18 protein-coding genes are annotated in these 20,890 nt (G+C 28.5%); 1 reads left to right on the top strand and 17 read right to left on the bottom strand.

Annotated elements, in window-relative coordinates:
• Nucleotides 1-38: 38 nt before the first annotated feature.
• From GQS57_RS02760 to GQS57_RS02700, 13 genes are all read right to left on the bottom strand, one after another.
• On the bottom strand, nucleotides 39-3,212 hold the full coding sequence (locus GQS57_RS02760; RefSeq protein WP_165730972.1) for an efflux RND transporter permease subunit: 3,174 nt from the start codon (nucleotides 3,210-3,212) through the stop codon (nucleotides 39-41).
• A gap of 29 nt (nucleotides 3,213-3,241) precedes the next feature.
• Nucleotides 3,242-4,309 (bottom strand): efflux RND transporter periplasmic adaptor subunit, encoded by a 1,068-nt coding sequence (locus GQS57_RS02755; RefSeq protein ID WP_165730970.1) that lies wholly within the window; start codon nucleotides 4,307-4,309, stop codon nucleotides 3,242-3,244.
• 4 nt (nucleotides 4,310-4,313) lie between these two features.
• Nucleotides 4,314-5,651 carry a TolC family protein gene (locus GQS57_RS02750; RefSeq protein WP_165730968.1) on the bottom strand — a complete coding sequence of 446 codons (1,338 nt, stop codon included), beginning with the start codon at nucleotides 5,649-5,651 and terminating at the stop codon, nucleotides 4,314-4,316.
• 38 nt (nucleotides 5,652-5,689) lie between these two features.
• Nucleotides 5,690-6,217, bottom strand: coding sequence for a TetR/AcrR family transcriptional regulator (locus GQS57_RS02745; protein WP_240915414.1), 528 nt, complete (start codon nucleotides 6,215-6,217; stop codon nucleotides 5,690-5,692).
• Nucleotides 6,218-6,357: 140 nt separating this feature from the next.
• Nucleotides 6,358-6,924 (bottom strand): TetR/AcrR family transcriptional regulator, encoded by a 567-nt coding sequence (locus GQS57_RS02740; protein WP_165730966.1) that lies wholly within the window; start codon nucleotides 6,922-6,924, stop codon nucleotides 6,358-6,360.
• Between the two features lie 874 nt (nucleotides 6,925-7,798).
• A complete protein-coding gene (locus GQS57_RS02735; RefSeq protein ID WP_165730964.1) occupies nucleotides 7,799-8,290 on the bottom strand; it encodes a CIA30 family protein in 492 nt (163 codons plus the stop codon).
• A gap of 137 nt (nucleotides 8,291-8,427) precedes the next feature.
• A complete protein-coding gene (locus GQS57_RS02730; RefSeq protein ID WP_165730962.1) occupies nucleotides 8,428-9,909 on the bottom strand; it encodes a cryptochrome/photolyase family protein in 1,482 nt (493 codons plus the stop codon).
• Entirely contained in the window at nucleotides 9,906-10,034 is a 129-nt protein-coding gene (locus GQS57_RS02725) for a DUF2256 domain-containing protein (protein WP_165730960.1), read from the bottom strand. Before GQS57_RS02725 ends, GQS57_RS02730 begins: the two co-directional genes overlap by 4 nt.
• 103 nt (nucleotides 10,035-10,137) lie before the next feature.
• Entirely contained in the window at nucleotides 10,138-10,764 is a 627-nt protein-coding gene (locus GQS57_RS02720; RefSeq protein ID WP_165730958.1) for a flavin reductase family protein, read from the bottom strand.
• Nucleotides 10,751-12,220: a cryptochrome/deoxyribodipyrimidine photo-lyase family protein gene (locus GQS57_RS02715; protein ID WP_165730956.1), complete on the bottom strand. Its 1,470-nt coding sequence runs from the start codon at nucleotides 12,218-12,220 to the stop codon at nucleotides 10,751-10,753. Before GQS57_RS02715 ends, GQS57_RS02720 begins: the two co-directional genes overlap by 14 nt.
• Before the next feature lie 103 nt (nucleotides 12,221-12,323).
• Nucleotides 12,324-12,614, bottom strand: coding sequence for a TIGR03643 family protein (locus GQS57_RS02710; protein WP_165730954.1), 291 nt, complete (start codon nucleotides 12,612-12,614; stop codon nucleotides 12,324-12,326).
• A gap of 1 nt (nucleotide 12,615) precedes the next feature.
• Nucleotides 12,616-13,017 carry a DUF2452 domain-containing protein gene (locus tag GQS57_RS02705; protein ID WP_165730952.1) on the bottom strand — a complete coding sequence of 134 codons (402 nt, stop codon included), beginning with the start codon at nucleotides 13,015-13,017 and terminating at the stop codon, nucleotides 12,616-12,618.
• A gap of 12 nt (nucleotides 13,018-13,029) precedes the next feature.
• Complete coding sequence (locus GQS57_RS02700) at nucleotides 13,030-13,197, bottom strand: Lacal_2735 family protein (protein WP_165730950.1); 168 nt, start codon at nucleotides 13,195-13,197, stop codon at nucleotides 13,030-13,032.
• 524 nt (nucleotides 13,198-13,721) lie between these two features.
• Between GQS57_RS02700 and GQS57_RS02695 the strand changes: the two genes are divergently transcribed.
• Nucleotides 13,722-13,919: a YchJ family metal-binding protein gene (locus tag GQS57_RS02695; protein ID WP_165730949.1), complete on the top strand. Its 198-nt coding sequence runs from the start codon at nucleotides 13,722-13,724 to the stop codon at nucleotides 13,917-13,919.
• A gap of 487 nt (nucleotides 13,920-14,406) precedes the next feature.
• Here the strand turns inward: GQS57_RS02695 and GQS57_RS02690 are convergent, their stop codons facing one another.
• Genes GQS57_RS02690 through GQS57_RS02675 form a run of 4 tightly spaced genes read right to left on the bottom strand, consistent with a single transcriptional unit; the run spans nucleotide 14,407 to nucleotide 20,856 of the window.
• Nucleotides 14,407-15,642: a NosD domain-containing protein gene (locus GQS57_RS02690; RefSeq protein ID WP_165730947.1), complete on the bottom strand. Its 1,236-nt coding sequence runs from the start codon at nucleotides 15,640-15,642 to the stop codon at nucleotides 14,407-14,409.
• A gap of 50 nt (nucleotides 15,643-15,692) precedes the next feature.
• Nucleotides 15,693-18,752 carry a chondroitinase family polysaccharide lyase gene (locus GQS57_RS02685; RefSeq protein ID WP_165730945.1) on the bottom strand — a complete coding sequence of 1,020 codons (3,060 nt, stop codon included), beginning with the start codon at nucleotides 18,750-18,752 and terminating at the stop codon, nucleotides 15,693-15,695.
• 41 nt (nucleotides 18,753-18,793) lie between these two features.
• Complete coding sequence (locus GQS57_RS02680; RefSeq protein ID WP_165730943.1) at nucleotides 18,794-19,549, bottom strand: hypothetical protein; 756 nt, start codon at nucleotides 19,547-19,549, stop codon at nucleotides 18,794-18,796.
• Nucleotides 19,550-19,602: 53 nt separating this feature from the next.
• The gene (locus tag GQS57_RS02675; RefSeq protein ID WP_165730941.1) at nucleotides 19,603-20,856 is read right to left on the bottom strand and encodes a glycoside hydrolase family 88 protein; all 1,254 of its coding nucleotides are present in this window, start codon (nucleotides 20,854-20,856) and stop codon (nucleotides 19,603-19,605) included.
• Nucleotides 20,857-20,890: the final 34 nt, after the last annotated feature.

Genomic DNA, 20,890 nt, shown 5'->3' with positions numbered 1-20,890 from the left:
AGCTTTTGAATTATCTTTATATAAATATTTTGAATTAACTACATTTCGTGCTTAGGAGTATATCCATCTTCACTCAAATCATGATGTTCGTAAACTTCATGCATTGCTGCTTCATAATCTACAGATTCACCCTTAGTTAATTTATCAACTATTTTTTCCATTATTTCATAAATTACAGGAACAACCACCAGCGTAAGAAAAAGAGAACTAATTAATCCTCCAATAATTACCCAAGCCAAACCGTTTTTCCATTCTGCACCTGCTCCTGAAGCAATCGCAATCGGTATCATACCAAACACCATAGCAATAGTTGTCATTAAAATTGGACGTAACCTAGCGTGATTAGCCTGAATTAAAGCTGTTCTAATAGATTCTCCTGCAGCTCTTCGCTGGTTGGTGAAATCTACCAACATAATGGCATTTTTACTAACTAGACCAATTAGCATAATAATACCAAGAATAGTAAATATATTTAATGAATTATTAGTTAAGGCCAATGCTAACAACGCTCCAATAAATGATAATGGAACAGCAAACAAAACTACAAATGGATGAATAAAACTATCATAAAGCCCCACCATTACTAAATAAACTAATATAATAGCAGCTAATAGTGCAATTCCTAAAGTACCAAAACCTTCACTTTGGTTTTCTTGATCTCCACTCCAAATATAATTAACTCCAATTGGTTTTTCTAATTTATCAAGCTTTTCTTGCCATTGTGTTACAATTGTTCCTGATGAAACTCCAACGTTTTGTCCTTGAACAGTTACCGAAGGAGATTTATCTCTTCGTTCTAATTGACTTGGACCAGAACCTTCTGTGATTGCTGCAAATTGTGATAACTTAATTTGTTGTCCAATGTTATTCACAAAAATAAGATTACTAACATCATTAATATTTTTTCTATCAAATGCATTGTATTTAATATTAATGTCATATTCGTATTCACCGGCTCTAAATTTTCCATCTGTATTACCACTATAAGCTGTTTGCATAGTTGCACCTACTGTTTGAAGCGTTAAACCTAAAGCAGACATTTTATCTCGATCTACTTGAACATTAACTTCCGGACTTCCCTCTTCAACAGTTAGTTTAATTTCAGTAGTACCTGCAATTTTACGTAATTCTAACTCTGCTAATTTGGCAAATTTCATGGCACTTTCTACATTTGGCCCTGTAACAACCAATGCTAATGTTGCATTTTCGGCTGATCCTAAAAGACCTACAGGAACCGTTTTAACTTTAGCACCAACTAAAACCTTTTCTAATTCTCGCTTTATTTTTGCAGCATAAACAGTAGCACCATCCGTACGTTCGTTTTGGTCAATCATTTTAACATTAATTTCAGCTTTGTATGCCGTAGCTTGAGCAGCACCCATTCCTTCACTGGTTTGACCAACCGTTGAATACTGACTGTAAACATATTTTTTTGAATTTAAAAAAGCTTCTGCTTTTTGAGTCATAAAGTTGGTTTGCTCTAATGAAGCATTTTTAGGCATTTCAATTTGAACTAAAAACTCACCACTATCAGATGCCGCAAAAAATTCACTACCAATAAATCCAGCAGGAAGAAGTGCGACAGAACTAAAAAACAACACTAAAACAACAATTAAAGTAGTTTTATAATAATCTAAACACCAAGTTAGTATTCTAGAAATCCAGTTTGTAAAATTCGTTAGAAAGCTTTCAAAACGTAAAATAATTCTTCCAAAGAAATTTTTACCTTCTATATGCTCTAGTTTTCCGAAACGAGAGGATAACCAAGGAATAAGAGTGAAAGACGCTAATAAAGAAAATAATGTAGAAATAATTACGGTAACACAAAATTGAGTGATAATATCGGAAACTAAACCAGAACTTAAAGCTATTGGTAAAAAAACTACAACAATTACTAAGGTAATTGAAGTTACTGTTCCTGCTATTTCAGAAGTGCCGTCATAAGCTGCTCTAACTCTATTTTTACCCATTTCCATATGTCTATAGATGTTTTCTAAAACAACAATTGCATCATCAACCAAAATACCTACAACTAGTGATAATGCTAATAAACTCATTAAGTTTAATGTATATCCAAATAAGTAAATACCAATAAATGTCGCAATTAAAGATGAAGGTATAGAAACCATTACAATTAAAGAATTTCTAATACTATGTAAGAAAAACAACATTACAAAAGCAACTAAAAATACAGCAATCATTAAATCATGTATAACAGAATCAGATGCTTCTAATGTAAAACGACTACTATCTTTAGCAATGTTAAATTTTAATTGGTTTGTTTTATAATCATTTTCAAGTAATTTTATTGTACTTACAACCTTATCACTAACAGCAACTGCATTGGCATCTGATTGTTTTATAATTTGTAAAATAATTGCGCTTTTTTGATTTACACGTGCTATTTTTTCAGCATTTTTTTGAGTGTCTTGAACATCTGCAATATCTTTTAAACGAATTTGAATATTGTTTTGAGAGGATACTACCAAATTTCTTAATTCATCAACATTTTTATATTTACCTGCTAATCGAATTAATATTTTTTGTTCTCTAGTTTGAATACTTCCTGTTGGAAAATCTAAGTTAGATGCTAAAATAATTTGTTGCACTTGTGGTACTGATAAACCGTACCCTTGAAGTTTTGTTGCATTTAAATTTACTTGAATTTCACGCTCTTGACCACCAATAATATTTACTTGCGCCACACCATCAATACGGGATAACACCGGCGATATTTTTTTATCAATTAAATCATAGAATTCAGCTTCATCCATTTTTCCATTGGTTCCAATAGTCATGATTGGAAGATCACTTAAAGAAAATTTTATTAATGAAGGTGGATCTGCATCTTTAGGTAAATCTGCTAGAATTGAATTAATTTTACGTTGTGCTTCGTTTATAGAATAATCTGCATTGGCATTTGAAGTCAATGTAATCATTACTGTTGAAAGACTTTCATATGATTTAGAATCAATTTTTTTGATATTTTCTAACGAGGAAACTGCATCTTCAATTTTCTTAGTAACGGTATTTTCAATCTCATTTGGAGACGCTCCGGGATATACGGTTGAAACGGTGATTACATTTGTTTCAAATTTTGGGACTAATTCGTAACTTAATTGACTATAACTGAAAAGCCCACCAATAATTAGAATTGTAAAAAGCACAATAATTAGTGAAGGTCTTTTTATGGATATTTCTGCTAATTTCATATATTTTGTCTAATAATTATTTTAATCAATTATTTAATAATTTCAACAGTATTACCGTCTTCTAGGTTAATTTGCCCTGTTGTAACAATAATTTGTCCAACTGATAAACCTTTTAAAATTTCAACTTGATTACCTATAATTCTTCCTGAAGTAACATTTACTAACTTGGCTATATCATTTTCTATTATAAAAATTTGATTGCTATTTACACTACCTACAAATGCATTTCTTGGTACAACAATCATATCTTGTTTTTGTTGTTTTGAACTAAAATTAGCAGTTCCATACATTCCGGCTTTTAACTGACTTTGAATATTATTTTCAATTTGAATCTCTACTGGAAAGTTTAAACTTCCATCTGATTTTGGAGCAATAAAAGTGATTTTACCTTCATAAACTTTATCAGGAAAAACAGATGTAGTTACGTTAATAATATCATCAACTTTTAAATTCGCTACCTGAGATTCGTTCACTGTAACTTTTAATTTAAGTTTAGAAACATTCACAATTTCAAAAAGTGATGTCGATGGCACTGCAGTTAGTATAGAACCAATTTCAATCATTTTTTTATTTATAATTCCATTTATAGGTGATTTAATCTTAGTATCTCCTAAATTTATTTTTGCATGCGTATAGTTAGCTTTTGTATTTACCATATTTAATTTGGCCTGGTCTAGCTGTTGTTGAGTTACACCTCCAGTTTTAAATGCACTTTGAAATCTAGCATAATCATTTAATGCATTTTGATAAGTTGCTTCTGTAGCTTGAGCATTTAAATCTATAATATCGCTTCTTACAATTGCCAATGTTTGGCCTTTTTTAACTTTATCTCCTTCTTTCACCAAAATACGAATAACTTTTCCAGAATTTTCAGCACTAAAAGTAAGTTGCTGAATTGGTTCAAAATTACCGTTGGTACTAAAGTTTAATAGAACATTATCAGTTTTAACTGTATCAACTTTAACTGATACAGCTGCATTTTGTTCTGAAACCAGAGCTATTTTGACTTCATTTTCTTTTTTATTTTTTGTTAGTACTAAAGCAATTAAAATTAAAGCTCCAATGACTATTATTCCTGTTATTATTGTTTTTTTCATCTGTTTAATTAATTAATGTATTTAATTCTCCTTTTGATTTTATTAATTGAATTTCTGCTAATTTGTAGTCTAAAATTGCAGCAGTATAATTATTTTGTGCAGTTGTATAAGCATTTTCAGCATCTAATAAATCTGTTAACGATGCTAAGCCTAATACATAGTTATTATTAATATTTTTCAAAATTTCATCAGCTAAGGCCATGTTTTCTTTCTGATTTTGAAGCGTTATAACACTATTTTCAATTTGAGTAGTAGCATTCTTATATTCTAAATCAAGTAATAATTGAGTGTTTTTAACATCTTCTTTAATGGATCTTAATTGAACATCTGCTTGCTTCACTTTAGCTCTTGTTCTAAATCCAGAAAAAATAGGGATTTTTAAATTTAATCCAATTGAAGAAAAATCTGACCAATAAACATCGTCATCAGAATTTGCTCCCCATGGTAATTCTGAGCCTTGCCCAATATAATTGTAGTTAGCAGAAAGGGAAAGTGTTGGGTAAAATTCAGAAATTATTGATTTTTTTTGTAACCCTAATAATTCTTCCTGTTTTTTAAGTAATAAATATTCACTTCTATTAGTTTTATTTAGGTCGTTTGTTAATACAGTTGGCTTAATTTCAAACTCAAATTCTGGAATATTTATTTGAGTATCAATTTGCATCCCCATATAAAACTTAAGGGTATTTTCTTGCAATTGAACTGCGTTAATAACTTGTTGTTTCTGTGTACTAATATTAGATATGTTAACATTCATTCTATCCAAATCTATTTTTTTAGCCAAACCATTTTCAAATTGACCTTTTACTATATCACGTACTTTAGTCGTGGTTTTTAAATTATTTTCAACTAAAATTAATCTTTGTCGTAATACATATACTTGATAATAATTATTAGCTACTCTTTCAATAACCTGTTCTTTAGTTAATTGGTCATTTATTTGATAAAATTCTCGTGTAGTTTTGGCAGCTTTTAAACCTATGAATATAGATTGATCAAATAAGTTTTGAGTTAAAATAATACCAGCACCTGTAGACCATTTTTGTCCAAAACTTGCTTCAATCATTGTTCCTGGTTGTCCAAAATAATCACCGTCAATAACTGTTGTTTGTAATACAGGATTGTATGTTAATGAACCATTAGCAAAAATTTGTGGTAAAGCTCTTGAACGTGCTTCCTGAATTTGGTATGTGCTATTTTCTACTTTTAATTTTGATTTTTTTGCTTCAGACTTGTTGTCTAAAGCGTAGATAATTGCATCTTTTAGAGTGAGCAACTTTATTTCTTGTGCCTCTATTTTTATTGCAAAAAGCAGAAAAAATATAATTATAATTTTATTCATTGTTGTTTACTTTGATTTTAATATTTGTTTCTATGTAATTAATTCCTTGTTGAGTACAAATACCTCTTAAATGGTATTCTAAAAAGTTTTTTTGAACCTCTAAATTGTATTGGATTAAAAAGTTCTGCATTTCTAATTCCGTTAATTCCTGTAGCGTAAAACCTACTAATAAGCTTTAAATTAATGTCATTTCTAAAAAGACCTTGTTCTATTCCATTTTTCAAATTTTTTATTACATATTCATCTACTTTATTAAATTGATTAGATATTAATGAATTAAAAATTACAGGGTAGTATTTTTGCAACTGATAAAAAGGTGAAGAACTTTCGCTTTTTAAATAATACGTCACAAAATCTTTAATTGTAAAAAGTTTATCAATAGGATTTAAATTCATTTCAAAAATAAAATCTATACCGTATGAAATTTTTTCAATTAATTGTGTGATAACTATTTTTATTAATTCTTTTTTATTTTTAAAATATTTATAAATAGTTTTTTTAGAAATTCCCATTTCTAAAGCTATATCATCCATTGTAACACTTTTAAAACCATGTTTTAAAAACATTTCAGCCGATTTATTTATAATTCTATTTTCCACTTAAAATTTAATTGACTTTTCATTTTTAATTCGTTTATTGTTTTAGTCAACACAACAAACCCAGTAAACCGATTTAGTTTTTTTAGTTTACCTTTAAGCAAAAAAAATTATCTTAATATCCCATTAAAATATGCATTTAACACTTCTTTCATTTCATTTTTAAATTCAGTTTTATTATCACAGTTGTAAATATGATATTCTATTAATGCATGTACAATTTTATGAATGGTTGATGCTTCAACATTATCTGATATACAATTTTCATTTTTTCCTTTTTGGAAAAAGTCAATAAAAAAATCTTTTTCGCTATTTTCTTTGCTTTTTCCCATTTCTTTTATTCTTGGATACTCAATTCTAAGGGCTATTATATTAGATAAAGTAATTTTATCAAAGCTGTTTATTATTTGATCACTTAAATTTTGTAACAACAAAGGAAAGGGACTATTACTTTCTAAGTATTTTTTTAAATTATTGATATTTTTACTAATTGAATTTAAACTTATCTCATATAAAAGATCTTCCTTATTTCCAATTATTTTATATAAAGTTCTTTTAGACATATTACATTCTTTTGCCAAATCGTTCATGTTCCAACCCTTAACACCGTAACTCAACAATAATTTTTCTGTTTTCTCAAAAACTAATTCTTTAGAATGACTATTTCCAGATTTCATACATATAATTTAAGTAAACCAAATAAACCACTATGGTTTACTTAGCAAAGTTACAAACTTTTTTTGATTCTAAATAAAATACAAAAAAAAAATTATACTATTCTAAAAGTATTGTAATAAACTTTAATTAATATAATAAAGTTGTTTGTATTCATTTTAAATTGTGTTGGTATAATTACTGTTAATTTGTAAATCTAAAATTCAATAAAATAATTCAAATTTTTAGTTACTACAAAAGGAGTTAAAATAAGTAAAAAGGAAAACCTACAAAAATAAATATTCTAAGTTTGTTAATAATATGAATCCACTTAAATAAGACACAATTAAAAAATACAATTAAATAGAAATAATAACAAAAAGAACAACAGATCTTACTTTAACCATATAAGAATATTCTTCTATTATTGTTACTTTTCTAACAGTACAATACCTTTTAGTGATGGTGAAAAAGTATCAATAATACAAAACCAATTTTTATTATTAAAATCATGTGAACCTGGAATTTTAAAACCAAATCCTAATTAATAGCAGTGTATAATCTGTAATACTTAAATTTAGATATAATCTATAACCATTCACAATCAAGACTATAGATTAAATAGTTGATTTCTCCTTCTGGAGTATCTTGTTTATGAAATTAGAATACGTGCGGTTAATGGTCTTTATAAAAGAATGACGAAGACAACAATCTTCTTCCCAATCATATATACTAGTGTTATTGTATTGCAAAGTAAACAAGCGTTAACAAAGGAAAGAAAAAGACTATAAAGAGCAAAAAAACAGCTTTTTCATAAAAATCAATTTAGTTTTATTTCTCTTCAAAACACCTTGTTGGTCGTTTTGGTACTCCAAAAGTATTCAGCTTTAAATTTATTTAAGTTAGAATAATACTGTCTATCTCAACTTTAAAACCTTCCGCCTTTTTATTTCCAATTAAAAAAGCTATTTCTTCAAGACTTTCTTTGCTATAATTTGGTTTTTCTAATCTCTTACCTCTATAGGTAGGGTACATATCTGATAATAATATTTCAATATCTTCCCATTCATTAGACGTTTCAAAAAAAGCAATATAAACGTGATCATCTGCTATCTTACTTCTTATTCTAAATTGATATCGTTTTCCGTCTCCTTTAACTCTAATAATAATTTTAGAATATTTGTTCGGTACTATTTTAGCGAAACGATTCCTCAATAAAGAAAATCCGCCATTATTTTCTAAAGACACAGTGCCACTAAAAACACAATTACCATTTTCTTTTAAAGAAAATGCTCCTGACGACTTCCCTCCCATTACAGCATCATTAATAATTTTCCAATTATCACCATTACGATTCGTATTACTATCAAAAATGACTAACTGTTTCATATTTTTTTAAAATTAAATTATTAAGTGTATTTATTTCGTATTCGTATAAAGATAAAACTACAAAAAGGTAATAAACCCATATCAATATAACTATTACTCTTATAAGTAATATTTTTTCTTTTCTCTATATGACTTTTTTAAAGTTTTAAAAGATACCTCTCAGCATTTTTAATATGTAATTCTTGTTTTTCATCAGGCATTTTATCAAACATTCTAACCAACATTCCTAATCTAGGGTTCGACAAAAAGAAGTCACGATGTGAATTCATAAATCTCCAAAAAAGACCATCCCACGTAGCTTGCCAATCTCCTTTTTTATAATTGCTCATTTTCATTATATAATTACTACCACTTATATAAGGCTTCGTAGCCATTAAACCTCCATCTGCAAACTGACTCATTCCGTAAATATTAGTTACCATTACCCAATCGTAAGCATCAATAAAGAGTTCCATAAACCATTTGTAAACCTCATCAGGTTCAAATTCACATAACATCATAAAATTACCCAACACCATTAAGCGTTCTATATGATTGCAATACCCTGTTTTTAATACTTTTTTAATCGTTTGATCAATGGGTATTATACCTGTAGTTCCGTCATAAAAAGATTTTGGAATCTTTTTTGTAAACTTCCAAAAATTTGTAGTTCGTTCTTCACTTCCTCTAGATTCATAAATACCTCTTATAAATTCTCGCCAACCGATTATTTGTCTTACAAATCCTTCTGTAGAATTAATAGGAACATCATTTGCTTCAGCATAAACCAAACAAGCGTCAACCACATATTTAGGCGTTATTAAACCTACATTAAGCATTGGTGTTAACACGCTATGATTTAATATTGAATTTTCAGCAACAATAGCGTCTTCATACACTCCGAACTCGATAAAGCGTTTCTCAAAAAACTGTTGTAACCAATCTTTGCTTGTTTTAAAATCAATTGGATATAAAGCATATTCAGTTAAACTTCCTAAGTTATTAGCGAAATGACTATTCACATACGCTTTTGCTTCTTTAAAATACCCATCAACATCAGGAAACTGAATTGACGGAGGTGTTTTTTTAGCTGGATATTTCTTTCGGTTTTCGATATCAAAAGTCCATTTTCCGCCTGTTGGTTTTCCGTCAGCTTCTAAAAGAATATTACGTTTTTTACGTTGTTCCGTATAAAAAGTTGTTTGATGGTATTTCTTTTTATCCTTTCTAAAGAAAACTTCTAATTCTTCTTTTGAATTTAAAAATAAAGGTGAGTCATAAATTGTTGTGCTAATATTATGTTCTAAACAGCCTTTTAGCAACCTTTTCTGAAGCCAATTATCCGTCGGATCTATATAATTAATATGTTCAATTCCTTTTTGCTTTAAAGCGGGAATCAATTCTCTAATATCTGAAACACTTTCTACAGCTTCAATATAATGAACGGCAACATTTTTTTCTTTCTGAAGAAAATCAGCATACCGTTTCATAGTAGCTCTATGAAAAACTATTTTTTGTTTATGAAATGAATATTGATTAAAAAACAAATACTCTTCTACCAAATAAACAGGCGCATTTACTTGAAAAACTAGAGATTCTTCAAATAATTGATGTGGAAATATTAAGTTGATTGTTTTCATTTATTTCTTCTACAACGTTGACTACAATATTTTACAGCTTCCCAGTTCTTTTCCCATTTTTTACGCCACGTAAACGGTCGGTCGCAAACGATACATATTTTTTCTGGTAGATGCTCTTTTTTCATTGATAAATAATCTTATAATAAGTTATTAAATAACTACGGAAACACAATAAATTTCCTTGATGCAAAGCATCGGATAATTAAATTATTGATTATCATCCTACAACTAAAAATCAGGAACTTCATCTATTCTTACATAAGGATGCTTCGCTACTTTTTTTAGGGAATAATAACTATTTAAACCAGAAATACCGATGCTTTCCGTAGCTTCTAAATCAATATCACCATCTACCATAGCATCATCCGGAAAAATTAGTTTTTCTATTTCTCCTATAATTAATTTGGTCCCGTTATGTTTTATATCAATAGCTTCTACAAAGCGCATTCCTATTTTAAAATTACTTTCCTTTACAAAAGGCGCCTTAAAATCTTCTATATATTCTTCAGTAAGATTACATCGTTTAAACTCCGACGTATCTACATCGAACTTTCCAGAGGTATAATGCGCATTCTTTATAAAATCTTGGTGGATATGATTGATTGTATACACTTCATTTTCTTGAATATTAGCTATCGTATGCCCAACTTCTGCTGTTTGTGGTCTTGTAATAAAACCTAACAACGCAGGGCTACTACCTAAATGAACTATAGAACTAAAAATAGCTAAATTGCTTTGTCCTTTATTATTTATAGTCCCTATAAGGTTTGCTGGCTTTATACCTGTAACCGAATTCATAATTTTTAATTTAGTAACACGGTCAAATCCTTCTATATCTTGTTTATTGTAAATCATTTTTTCTATTTACGTGCATATTTAAAATGCGATTCTTTTCTTTTTCAACTGCGGAATGCTTTTTATGTCCCCATATTTTATCTCGAGCCAATCGCGCACTTTCTTGCAAATTAACAATGGGTAACGGATAATTTTCACCAATAACAACTTCGCAAAACGCTTGCTCCATTGTAGACATTCTCCAAGGTTCATGAATGTATGCCATTGGAACATTTCCTAATTCTGGAATCCATCTTTTTATAAAAACACCTTCTGGATCATGTTCTTGTGAATTTTTTACAGGATTATATAAACGTACGGTATTAATTCCTGTGGTGCCAGCTTGCATTTGAAATTGTGGATAATGAATACCCGGATCATAATCTAAAAACTGTCGTGCTAAGTGATAGGCTCCGTCTCGCCAATCTTGATCTAAATTCAATGTTAAAAACGAAACAACCATCGCTCGCATTCTAAAATTAATCCAACCTGTTTGTGCTACTGCACGCATACAAGCATCCACTAAAGGTACACCCGTCATTCCTGTTTTCCAAGCTTTTATAAATTTTTCATTTTTTTGATGTGCTAATAATTCATAACCCTGATTAATACACAACGTTTCATATCTACATTCTACCTCAAACTTCTGAATAAAGTGGCAATGCCAATGTAAACGTGTTAACATTGCCGAAAATGCTTTGTCGTTTTTTGTTCCGTTAGGATGTGTACCTACAAATTGAAAAACTTGTTTTATACTGATATTTCCCCAAGCCAAATACGGTGATAATCTACTGCATGACATTCTACTTTCCGTTGGTTTTGAAATATGCCTTTGGTAATTGCTTCCTCTTTTAGCTACAAATGATTTTAAATAACGCCAAGCATTTTGTTCTCCTGCGGGTTGAAATTGTTTCGGATATTCTTTCCATGCTGTTTCTAATACAACAGGAATTAAAAAAGGATGTTTTATCTCTTCTTCCTTAGAAATTGAATATCTATTTTGAATTATAGGAGCGTGCATTGTAATATGCCAATTCTTATTCCAATTCTCTCTATTTTTAATACCTCTTAAAATGCCATCTCGTTGAAATTCTTGCCAAGTAATTTTATGTTTTTTTAAAAATGAGCTAATAGTTTTATCACGGTTCCAAGTTATTTGAATACCACTTTCTTGATAACTAAAAACATTTTTTACATCAAACTCTTCAATTAAGTAATTAAATACGTCTATAGCGTCTGCATAAAAAACACTTACATTTCGATTAAAAGGTTTTAGAATAGTATTTAAAACCTGAATAGAATTGTAGATAAACTTTAAATGTCTTGGACTCGTGTCTGGATATTCTATAATTGAAGGTTCAAAAAGATAAATTATTTTATACGGAATACCTGCTTGCTCTGCTTTATGCAAAGGTTCGTGATCTTGTGAACGAATATCTCGTTTTAACCAAACAATATTTATAGGTTGATTTTTCAATAGGTATTTTAATCAATTACCTCCGTGTTAAACACATTTTTTTAGATATTCTTATTTATTTTTACAAAATCTAGAAATTAAAGACCTGCCTATGACTCTGCGATTAACGTTTACTTATTCTATTTCCCGAAATTGCTTTTTGACGAGAACATTTAAAACGTGTAATATTTGGGTTGCGTTTTTTTAAGTGTTTTTGACTTACACCACTATGCACTCGTTTACGCCAACGTTTAAAACTCGATTCTTTTAAATTGCCTCGCATTACCAATATTACTTGCTTTTCTGCTAATCCGAATTGAAATTCAATAGCTTCAAAAGGAGTTCTATCTTCCCAAGCCATCTCTATAATACGATCTAATTCTATTTCTGTAAATTCTTTTGTTTCTAATTTCATATTATATCTTTTGCCAAATTTGTTCTGCACTTAAATAAAAACTACCTAAAGAATTAAAACGACATTCATTTGGAGCTATAATTGACAAAAAAGTTTCTTCGTTATCTCTTTTGTACAAATGATATATTTCTCCAAGAATAGGTTCAAAAGTAAATTCCGCATCAAAAATCATTTTATTATACTCATACTCCTTCATCATATTTTCATATTCAGCTTTTAACTCTAAATATTTCGACTTCATTTTATGATTTACCTTATTAATGCTTCTGTTTTTCCAAGCAATACTATCAGAAGTTGTTATCACCGGAGCACCAACAGAAGTTGCATATGGTTTTAACGATGCATCATACTTTTGCGTTTCTGTATTAAAAACTACATTGTCTGGTTTTTTATCTTCTTTCATACCTTTTAAAATCTATGCTTTCAGTGCTAACATTTGTTTCATCACTTCTTCTGCCTCACATGTCTTTTCATCACTCTTTTTTCTATCCGAAGTAGACAAAGAATAAGCTTCTTTCATAAGATTTTCATATTTACTTTGTAATTTTTGTACTTCTGATTTCTTTTTAAATATTCCGAACATCTCTATTTTTTGTGTAAATATACAAAATGTTTAACTAATATTAATTATTGTTAAACAAAATTACTTGTGAGGTGATTTATTAATAGATAAAACGATGCTTTTATATTCGTTTTGTTATAGCAATTAGTAAATTGATTTCTTAATATAAATTCTTAAATAACTTTACGTTTACATAATCTAACAACTTATAATTCAAAGCATTTCATTAAAAAAAATGAAATTAAATAAAGTCAAATATTTTAATTACGGGAATATGAATTAGTCATCTATCTAAAAACAAATCTCTTTGCTTTATGGAGTTTCAAGAAAAATAGAGAGCTGTAATTTTGTTATATATAGGAAGTGGAATAGGTTTTGAAAAATCTTAATCAAATAAAAACATAAAAAACTATTATGAGTAAGATTATAATAGCTAGAGTCAAGTCAGCTAAAAGAATATAAATGCATACTACTAGAACAACAAAACATCCAAAAATCCAATAGAATATAAGTTTATTACATATTGTATTGGTAAATAACAAAATATGAAATATCCAAGTAATCCTTCTAATCTATGTGAAAATTATTACAAAAAAGAACATCAAGGTATTAACTCTGTAACTACCCCAGAAATTTTAATGCGTTCTAAACAGAATGCTTTTGTGATGGCTAATATTTATTATCTACAAAAAAGTCACCATAGTACAACCAAACCTTCTAATACTGAAAAAAAGAAATATTAACTTGGACAAAGTTGATAGAATGGATAAAACTATATGTTTTACAATCAACAGAAAATACAGTTAAGTAAAAAGACCTTTATTGCCTTTATTTTTAACAATGATAACTTATTTACTTCTTGCTACTTATACCCCCGAGTTAAGTCTTTTACTTTCTTGATTATTTACTTTATTATAAAAAGACAATACCTCCATATATCAAAAATAAATTAAACAGAATAGATATTATGATAAATATGTAGCTTTAAATACTTAAGTAATAGATTTGATGCCTCCCAAATAAACTACAAGCTATTAAATTAGAAATACCAAAGACAGATTTTTAATTACAAACTAAAATTTAGTTTCTGTAAATAAATTAATATAAAACAGTAAATTTTATTCACTTTTTTTTCACAAACTGTTATGTTTACATCTAACCACCAAACACTTAACCGTAAAAAAGAGATTTTATTTAAACTTAATAATATATTAAGATAAATATAACCTATTAATCATTACCAGAATTATTAATACCTGAAACTAGACTAATAACTTTTATATCATTTTTAAAAACTCCTCCTCCATTTTTATTAAATGACGCTACATTTATAGGGTTTGATATTTTAATGTTTCCGTTAGGTAAAACATTTTCAGTAATATTAATAGATTCTTCATAGAACTCTTCTTCTAATGTATCTCTCCAATACCCAATTCCGTGATAAATATCATCTGTAGTAGTAATTGCAACATTAATATTATTATTAATAATGACAACATTTTTTAAAATAGGATGATCTGGAGTGTTTCCATAAACATACATTAATATACCAGAAGTACTCATTGTATTGTTTCTAATTGTGGCATTTTCTCCATTACGTAACTTAATAGAACCTCCACTGCTATTTGTAGGCCAACCAGAAATTGTATTATTTTCTATAGTTACATTATTAAAACTATGAACATAAATACCATGATCTGTTTCGTTTAGGTTAACCCAAGATTCATTTCTTTTTATAATGTTTTCCTTAATAACAGTTCCGTTACTATTGTCATTTATGCTGCAAACAAAATAACCTTCATCTCCATTATCATTTCCAAAAGTATTGTTTAAAATTTCTGTATTCTCACAATCAACAATATAAACTCCACGTCCGCTATTGCCTTGTCTTCTTTTAAAAGTATTTTCTGAAAGTAGAATATTATTTGTTTCGAATAGCTGAATATATGCATCTTGAGTAAAAGACTTATTTGTTCCTAATTTTCTTTTACCATAATCAAAAACACAAGATTTTATCGTTGTATTACTTGCGTACCTTAAGTTGAGTCTAATGTTTTTAAATTCGATACCATATATTTCTATATCACTGTTATTAGAACTCCAATATTGTTCTAACATTTCTGTTGATGAAGATTCTATTGCGGTAAAAACAGGTCTAATTTCTGATTTTCCATAAATAGAAATACCATCTTTAATTGCTAATTCTCCTGTAATATTATAAGTACCAGCTTCTACAGCTACCCTATCACCACTTAATGCTGAATTTAATATTGTATTTATTTCTAAAAATGTCATCCCATTTGTAATCAGAAAATCATAAGTAATAGCATCTTTAGTATCATCAGAACTAACTATCTCTGCTATTTCATTCTCATTTATTTTACCAACATTAGAAGTAGATTCGGTACAAGAAAACAAAAAAAAGGAACTTAATATAATTAATAAATATTTTTTTATTTTTAACATATTTAGATGTTTTTTAATAAGTAATACCTTGTAAAGGAAGGTGTTTAAATTTATATTTTAGAAATAGAAAAAATTCTAGGTAAACCATCTTTACATTCTAATGAAAACGTTGTATTACCATCTTTATAACTTATAGATTTTATAAAATTAGTTTTAGAAGTATTCCATTTTCCTTTAAGAGTAAAAGAAAGTGGTACAGGCCTGCTAAAGTTTATATAACGACCTTTTTTATATGCTTCGAAATTTAAATCTGGTTGCACAACGCTTAATTCAGCAACATTGTTTTCTTCATTACCAATCATTATCAAACAAGGATTAGATACTTTTTCTAATAAACCGTTTTCTAAACTTTTATCTGCTTCAAATACAACATAACCCGTTATTTTTGATTTTTCATCTTTTACAATATGAGCTATATTATCTGCTCTTAAAATAGTATAACTATTGTCTTTAGAAGCATATTTATTAAAATCAGCTTGCTTATCTTTATCTAAAAAAGGATAAATTACATATTGATAAGAAGCATCTTTTGGAGCAAAACCATGGTTTAACCAGCCTGTTGCATAATCTCCTTGGGTTTCTTTAACACCTTTTCCTTTGGCGTTCATTTTACCCGTATGTATTGAGTATTTATTATGGTAAGAATCTTGTGTTTTTTTCTGAATGTAAGTATCATTTTTAGATAATAAATAATAACCACTTCCATAAGGATCAATTATCCATTTTTTAGAAGAACTGTTCTTTGTTAAGATTTCTTTACTTCCTAATTTTTTCATTTTTCCATTCGAAGAATACAATACCTGCTTAGAATCTGGTAAAAAACTTTGAAATAAATTTGTTTGTGTAGCATTTTTAGTATCAACACTAGAAATATTAGTTCCTATAGAAATTAGTTTATCACCAAAAGAAAAAACAGATTTCTTTGCTTTTAATTTTCCTGGAAAACCATTTTTAGTATCGTCTCCATCTGCATTAGAACCACTGCCCTCATTTAAAATCATTCCAAAAATTCCGTTACCGTTTAGTGTTGTTGTTCCTGCAAAAGTTTCATCGCTTCTAAACATTAACAATGGCTTTTTAGTTTCTAATTCTTTAAGCGGTAAATAAATTATAGTAGCTCCAGGATAACGGTTCCAATCCCAACCTTCTTGACGGAAACCACTACCACTTTCTCCTTTATTATTTAATAATTCTATGGTACCATTTGCAGGATATCTACCATATCTATTTTCGTCTACATAAATTTCTGATGCCCAAACATATTTACTATAGCCTTTTATAATTGCCGCCCAATCATTTCCTTTTCTTTGTATTGCAGTGGCTGCATAAGGCAATGTTTTATATGGCTTTAACTTTTGACTTGCAATACCTTCAATATCTCTAAAAACAGTACTATTAAAGACATCTTCTTTGCCCCAAAGTCTTAAATATGCCGCAGCAACATCTCTATCTATTTTAGAATTACCTTCTGGATTACCAGATTGTGCCATCATTAAATATTGATCTTTTAAAGATTCAATTCCGTTATTTTCTAAAGGATGTCTGCCCGCATTACCAAAACCCCAATTGTATAGTTGACTATATTCACTTGATGTTAAAAATGCCTTTTTAAAATTTTGATGTCCTGCTGTTTTTACTCTAAACCTTGTTCTAGAAAGTGTTTTTATAACTTTTGGTACATTTTGGAAAGCTCCTAATCCATAAGCAGGATAATGCCCATTATGATGCCAAGAAGTTCCATCAATTTTAAAACCCCATTCTTCATTTTGTTGCGCTAAAATAATAGACATATAATTAGAATATGCTTTTAACAAAGCAGCTTGACCTTCTTGATTATCAACTAAAAAAATAAGCATTAAATGATAATAAGATTGTGTATTTAAATAATCTATATTTACTTTAAAAGTACTTTTATCGTCTAATAACATGCCTAAATTAAATAGCCAATGCATACTGTTTGCAACATCATTTAACAAACCTTCTTTATATAAGGTTTTTCTCATTGTAAAAAAACCTTCTGCGATTCCTCTAACAAAATAACCAACATGATGTCTTGTTCCTCCACTCGTGCCAGCTTGCCAACCCTGATCTAAAAAGTACTTTGTACCTAAAACAAACATTTCTTCTATTTGTTTTGTTTCTTCTGGCGTAGATCTATCATAGAAGTGAGAAAGCTTTCTCATAATTGCGCCAAAAGCTTTTACATCATTAAATATTTTAACTCCTTGTTGGTCTTTGTTAAAATATTCTTGTTGATCATAAAATGTTAAAGGCGGACCTAACACAACTCCTTCTTTTTCATAAATACCCAAAGTATTAAAATCTGATTTAAGACTATTTATGTATGTTTTATATTTTTTGGGTACTTCTAAATCTTTTGCAATTAAGCTTTCAAACTTGTTTAAATCTAACCTTGTTGCAACTGAAATTGTTTTTTTTTCTAACTTTTTAATACGATTAAAATTCACTGCAAGTGGCATCCAAAAATCTTCTCTTAACTTTTTATCTTCTTTTATAAAGGGAATTAAATTATCTGGAAATTGATGTCTGTCATCTTGATATTGAGAAAAAATAATGTCATCAAAAAACAACGTTCCGCTTTTGGCTGTTGTAGTAATTTTAAAATAATCATAATTTACAGCAGTTCCTTTTTTAGGTGCATTACCATCCATTTCATAGAAAGGAACCCAAATTTTTCGCCAACCTGTAAAGTTTAAACTAAGATTAAACCAAACTTCTTTCTTACCGTCTTTTTGATAAGAAATAGTGATTTTTTCATCTTGTGAAACCTCATTGTATATTGCCATTTGCAACGTTGGGCTTGCAGGAAAATAGTTTCCATAAGCTAACGGACTTTCTTCTAATGTTAAAAACTTAAAATTAGAAGTACCAAAAGAAGCCTTATCAGACCAAGACCATTTTAAGGAGTTTTTTCCGTATTTATAATGTTTCTTACTTGTAATTAAATTACTGTTTTCAGTTTTATATTCACTTAAAACGGACTCTTTTTCAAAAGACTCTACTGCTGGTTTATTTTGTTGTGCAAAACCTGTAGCTGTAAAGAATACAATTGAAATAAAAATCGTTTTTATAAATATTGAAAATTTCATCTTTGTTACTTTTTTATGTTATTAGGTATTAAAAAACTTACTTAAACTTTAAGTCTAGTAACTTTAGAACCTTCTATTTTCCACTCTTTAAACCAAACACTTTTAGTTTTATTTGCGGTACTATTATTGTTCTCGTTTTCAAAATTACTAACCAAGCTAAAACTACCAACCAGTTGCTTTTCTGAAACATTTTTTTTGGAAATTCTTGTTAAAACCTTACCGCTTTTTTCTTCTAAAGCAGAAAAATCTAATGTATAATTACCTTTCTTATTATTTATTATTAAAAGCTGTAAGTACACTCCGGTTTTTAAAGCATTAATTAGATTACTATTTTTTTGGTTTGAATTTAGCTTACCAATAAATAAAGTTCCGTTTGTACAAATACCAATATCAATGCCTTTTCTAATATTGTAATTATCTTTCTCATTCAATTTATCTCCAATATGGAAACCTACCCAGTTTTTATTAGAAACCTCATCATTAAGAATACCTAAATGCACTTTAATTTCTATATCTCCATTATTATTTTCTAACCGTCTTGTTAAAAGGTGAATGTTACTATTTTTTTCACTTACCAGACATTCAATTCTATCATTTGTTACTTGCCAATCCTTAGGATTTTTTGTCCAATAATCTAATTTAAGATACTGTTCGGTTTCTCCTTCTTTAAAATTACTTGTAAAAGTATTAGAAAACGCTGTTTCTTTTGTACAACTAGCTAATAGACAAAATAAAAAAAAGGAAGTAAAAACTAGCTTTTTAAACGAACAAAATAAAATAGGGGATTTTAATATCATTACGGTAAAATTATTTTAGAGGTTAACCTTAAACAAGTATAAAAATAAGTAAACTACTTTTTTTCTAACTTTTTTAATCTAGACAAAGCTTCTATATAATAATAATCTGCATAAATTAAAGCAACATCAATTTCCCATCCTAAAGATTTTGCACCAGTAGAATGTAATAAAAAAGCATCTGATTTACCAACACCAGAATATTTTTTAGAACTTAAAGAATTTAACATTTTTATACCTGCATTCAAATATTTTACTTGCTCTTCTTTACTTTCTACAAAAGAACTTAAATCTATTAAAGCAGATGCTACAACTGCTGCTGCAGAAGCATCTTTTTCTTCTTTTGGATCACTCTGCACATCAAAATCCCAGGCAGGAATCATATCTTCTGGTAATAATGAAATGTATTTATCCGCTAGTTTTTTAGCAAAATCTAAAAACTTTTTATCTTTAGTTTCTTTGTACACCATTGTGTAGCCATATACTCCCCAAGCTTGCCCTCTAGACCATCTGCTATCGTCTGCAAAACCTTGCTTTGTGTGTCTGTTTAATACCTTTCCATTTATAGAATCATATTCTATAACATGCCATGAAGTTAAATCTTCTCTAAAATGATTATTCATAGTTGTTTCTGCATGCTTTACAGCCATATCATAATGTACAGGATTCCCTCCATTTTTTGCTGACCAAAACAACAATTCTAAATTTAACATATTATCTATAATAGTAATGTGCTGTTTCCATCTTGGATGCATTTTATTAGACCAAGATTTTATCGTTCCTACATTTGGATTAAATCTTGTTGCAAGAGAGTTTGCAGATGTTAATAAGATGTCTTTATATTCTTTTTTATCACCTATTTTAAAACCGTTACCATAGGCAGGAAACATCATAAAACCAATATCATGATGTTCTGTAATGTTCTTAAAATCTTCAAAAACTTCTGTACGCTTAATTGCTTCTTTTTTCCATTTATTATCTCCAGTTACATCGTAAGCATACCATAAAATCCCTGGATAAAACCCAGAAGTCCACATTAATTTATCATTAGGTACTTGATGCCAGTCTGTATCTTCTTTTTCTATAAACCTTGGATGTTTTGTTAAATCTGTTAATTTAGGCACAGCTCTTTCTAATTGTGTTTGACAATCTGCAATTGCACTTTCTAAATTAAAATTTAATGTTTTTTCTATGTTTGAAACAACTGTAGTTTCTTTTAATTTCTTATTAGAATCTTTACAGTTTGTTAGTACCAAACACAAAATTAAAATTGAACCTTTTGAGATTCTAATAACTATTTCTTTTATCATAATAATTTATTTTTTTAACCGGGCTTTTAACTTG

Origin of the sequence: Polaribacter sp. 20A6 (assembly GCF_011378915.1) — a bacterium.
GTDB lineage: Bacteria > Bacteroidota > Bacteroidia > Flavobacteriales > Flavobacteriaceae > Polaribacter > Polaribacter sejongensis.
This window is presented reverse-complemented; position numbering and strand designations above follow the sequence as displayed.

Bases quoted from the DNA above. Each gene is read 5' to 3' on its own strand.
- GQS57_RS02710 (WP_165730954.1), bottom strand. From the start codon at position 12,614: ATGAAATTAGAAACAAAAGAATTTACAGAAATAGAATTAGATCGTATT.
- GQS57_RS02725 (WP_165730960.1), bottom strand. From the start codon at position 10,034: ATGAAAAAAGAGCATCTACCAGAAAAAATATGTATCGTTTGCGACCGA.
- GQS57_RS02705 (WP_165730952.1), bottom strand. From the start codon at position 13,017: ATGAAAGAAGATAAAAAACCAGACAATGTAGTTTTTAATACAGAAACG.
- GQS57_RS02760 (WP_165730972.1), bottom strand. From the start codon at position 3,212: ATGAAATTAGCAGAAATATCCATAAAAAGACCTTCACTAATTATTGTG.
- GQS57_RS02740 (WP_165730966.1), bottom strand. From the start codon at position 6,924: ATGAAATCTGGAAATAGTCATTCTAAAGAATTAGTTTTTGAGAAAACA.
- GQS57_RS02720 (WP_165730958.1), bottom strand. From the start codon at position 10,764: ATGATTTACAATAAACAAGATATAGAAGGATTTGACCGTGTTACTAAA.
- GQS57_RS02695 (WP_165730949.1), top strand. From the start codon at position 13,722: ATGAAATATCCAAGTAATCCTTCTAATCTATGTGAAAATTATTACAAA.
- GQS57_RS02700 (WP_165730950.1), bottom strand. From the start codon at position 13,197: ATGTTCGGAATATTTAAAAAGAAATCAGAAGTACAAAAATTACAAAGT.
- GQS57_RS02755 (WP_165730970.1), bottom strand. From the start codon at position 4,309: ATGAAAAAAACAATAATAACAGGAATAATAGTCATTGGAGCTTTAATT.
- GQS57_RS02730 (WP_165730962.1), bottom strand. From the start codon at position 9,909: ATGAAAACAATCAACTTAATATTTCCACATCAATTATTTGAAGAATCT.
- GQS57_RS02735 (WP_165730964.1), bottom strand. From the start codon at position 8,290: ATGAAACAGTTAGTCATTTTTGATAGTAATACGAATCGTAATGGTGAT.
- GQS57_RS02685 (WP_165730945.1), bottom strand. From the start codon at position 18,752: ATGAAATTTTCAATATTTATAAAAACGATTTTTATTTCAATTGTATTC.
- GQS57_RS02690 (WP_165730947.1), bottom strand. From the start codon at position 15,642: ATGTTAAAAATAAAAAAATATTTATTAATTATATTAAGTTCCTTTTTT.
- GQS57_RS02745 (WP_240915414.1), bottom strand. From the start codon at position 6,217: ATGTTTTTAAAACATGGTTTTAAAAGTGTTACAATGGATGATATAGCT.
- GQS57_RS02680 (WP_165730943.1), bottom strand. From the start codon at position 19,549: ATGATATTAAAATCCCCTATTTTATTTTGTTCGTTTAAAAAGCTAGTT.
- GQS57_RS02675 (WP_165730941.1), bottom strand. From the start codon at position 20,856: ATGATAAAAGAAATAGTTATTAGAATCTCAAAAGGTTCAATTTTAATT.
- GQS57_RS02750 (WP_165730968.1), bottom strand. From the start codon at position 5,651: ATGAATAAAATTATAATTATATTTTTTCTGCTTTTTGCAATAAAAATA.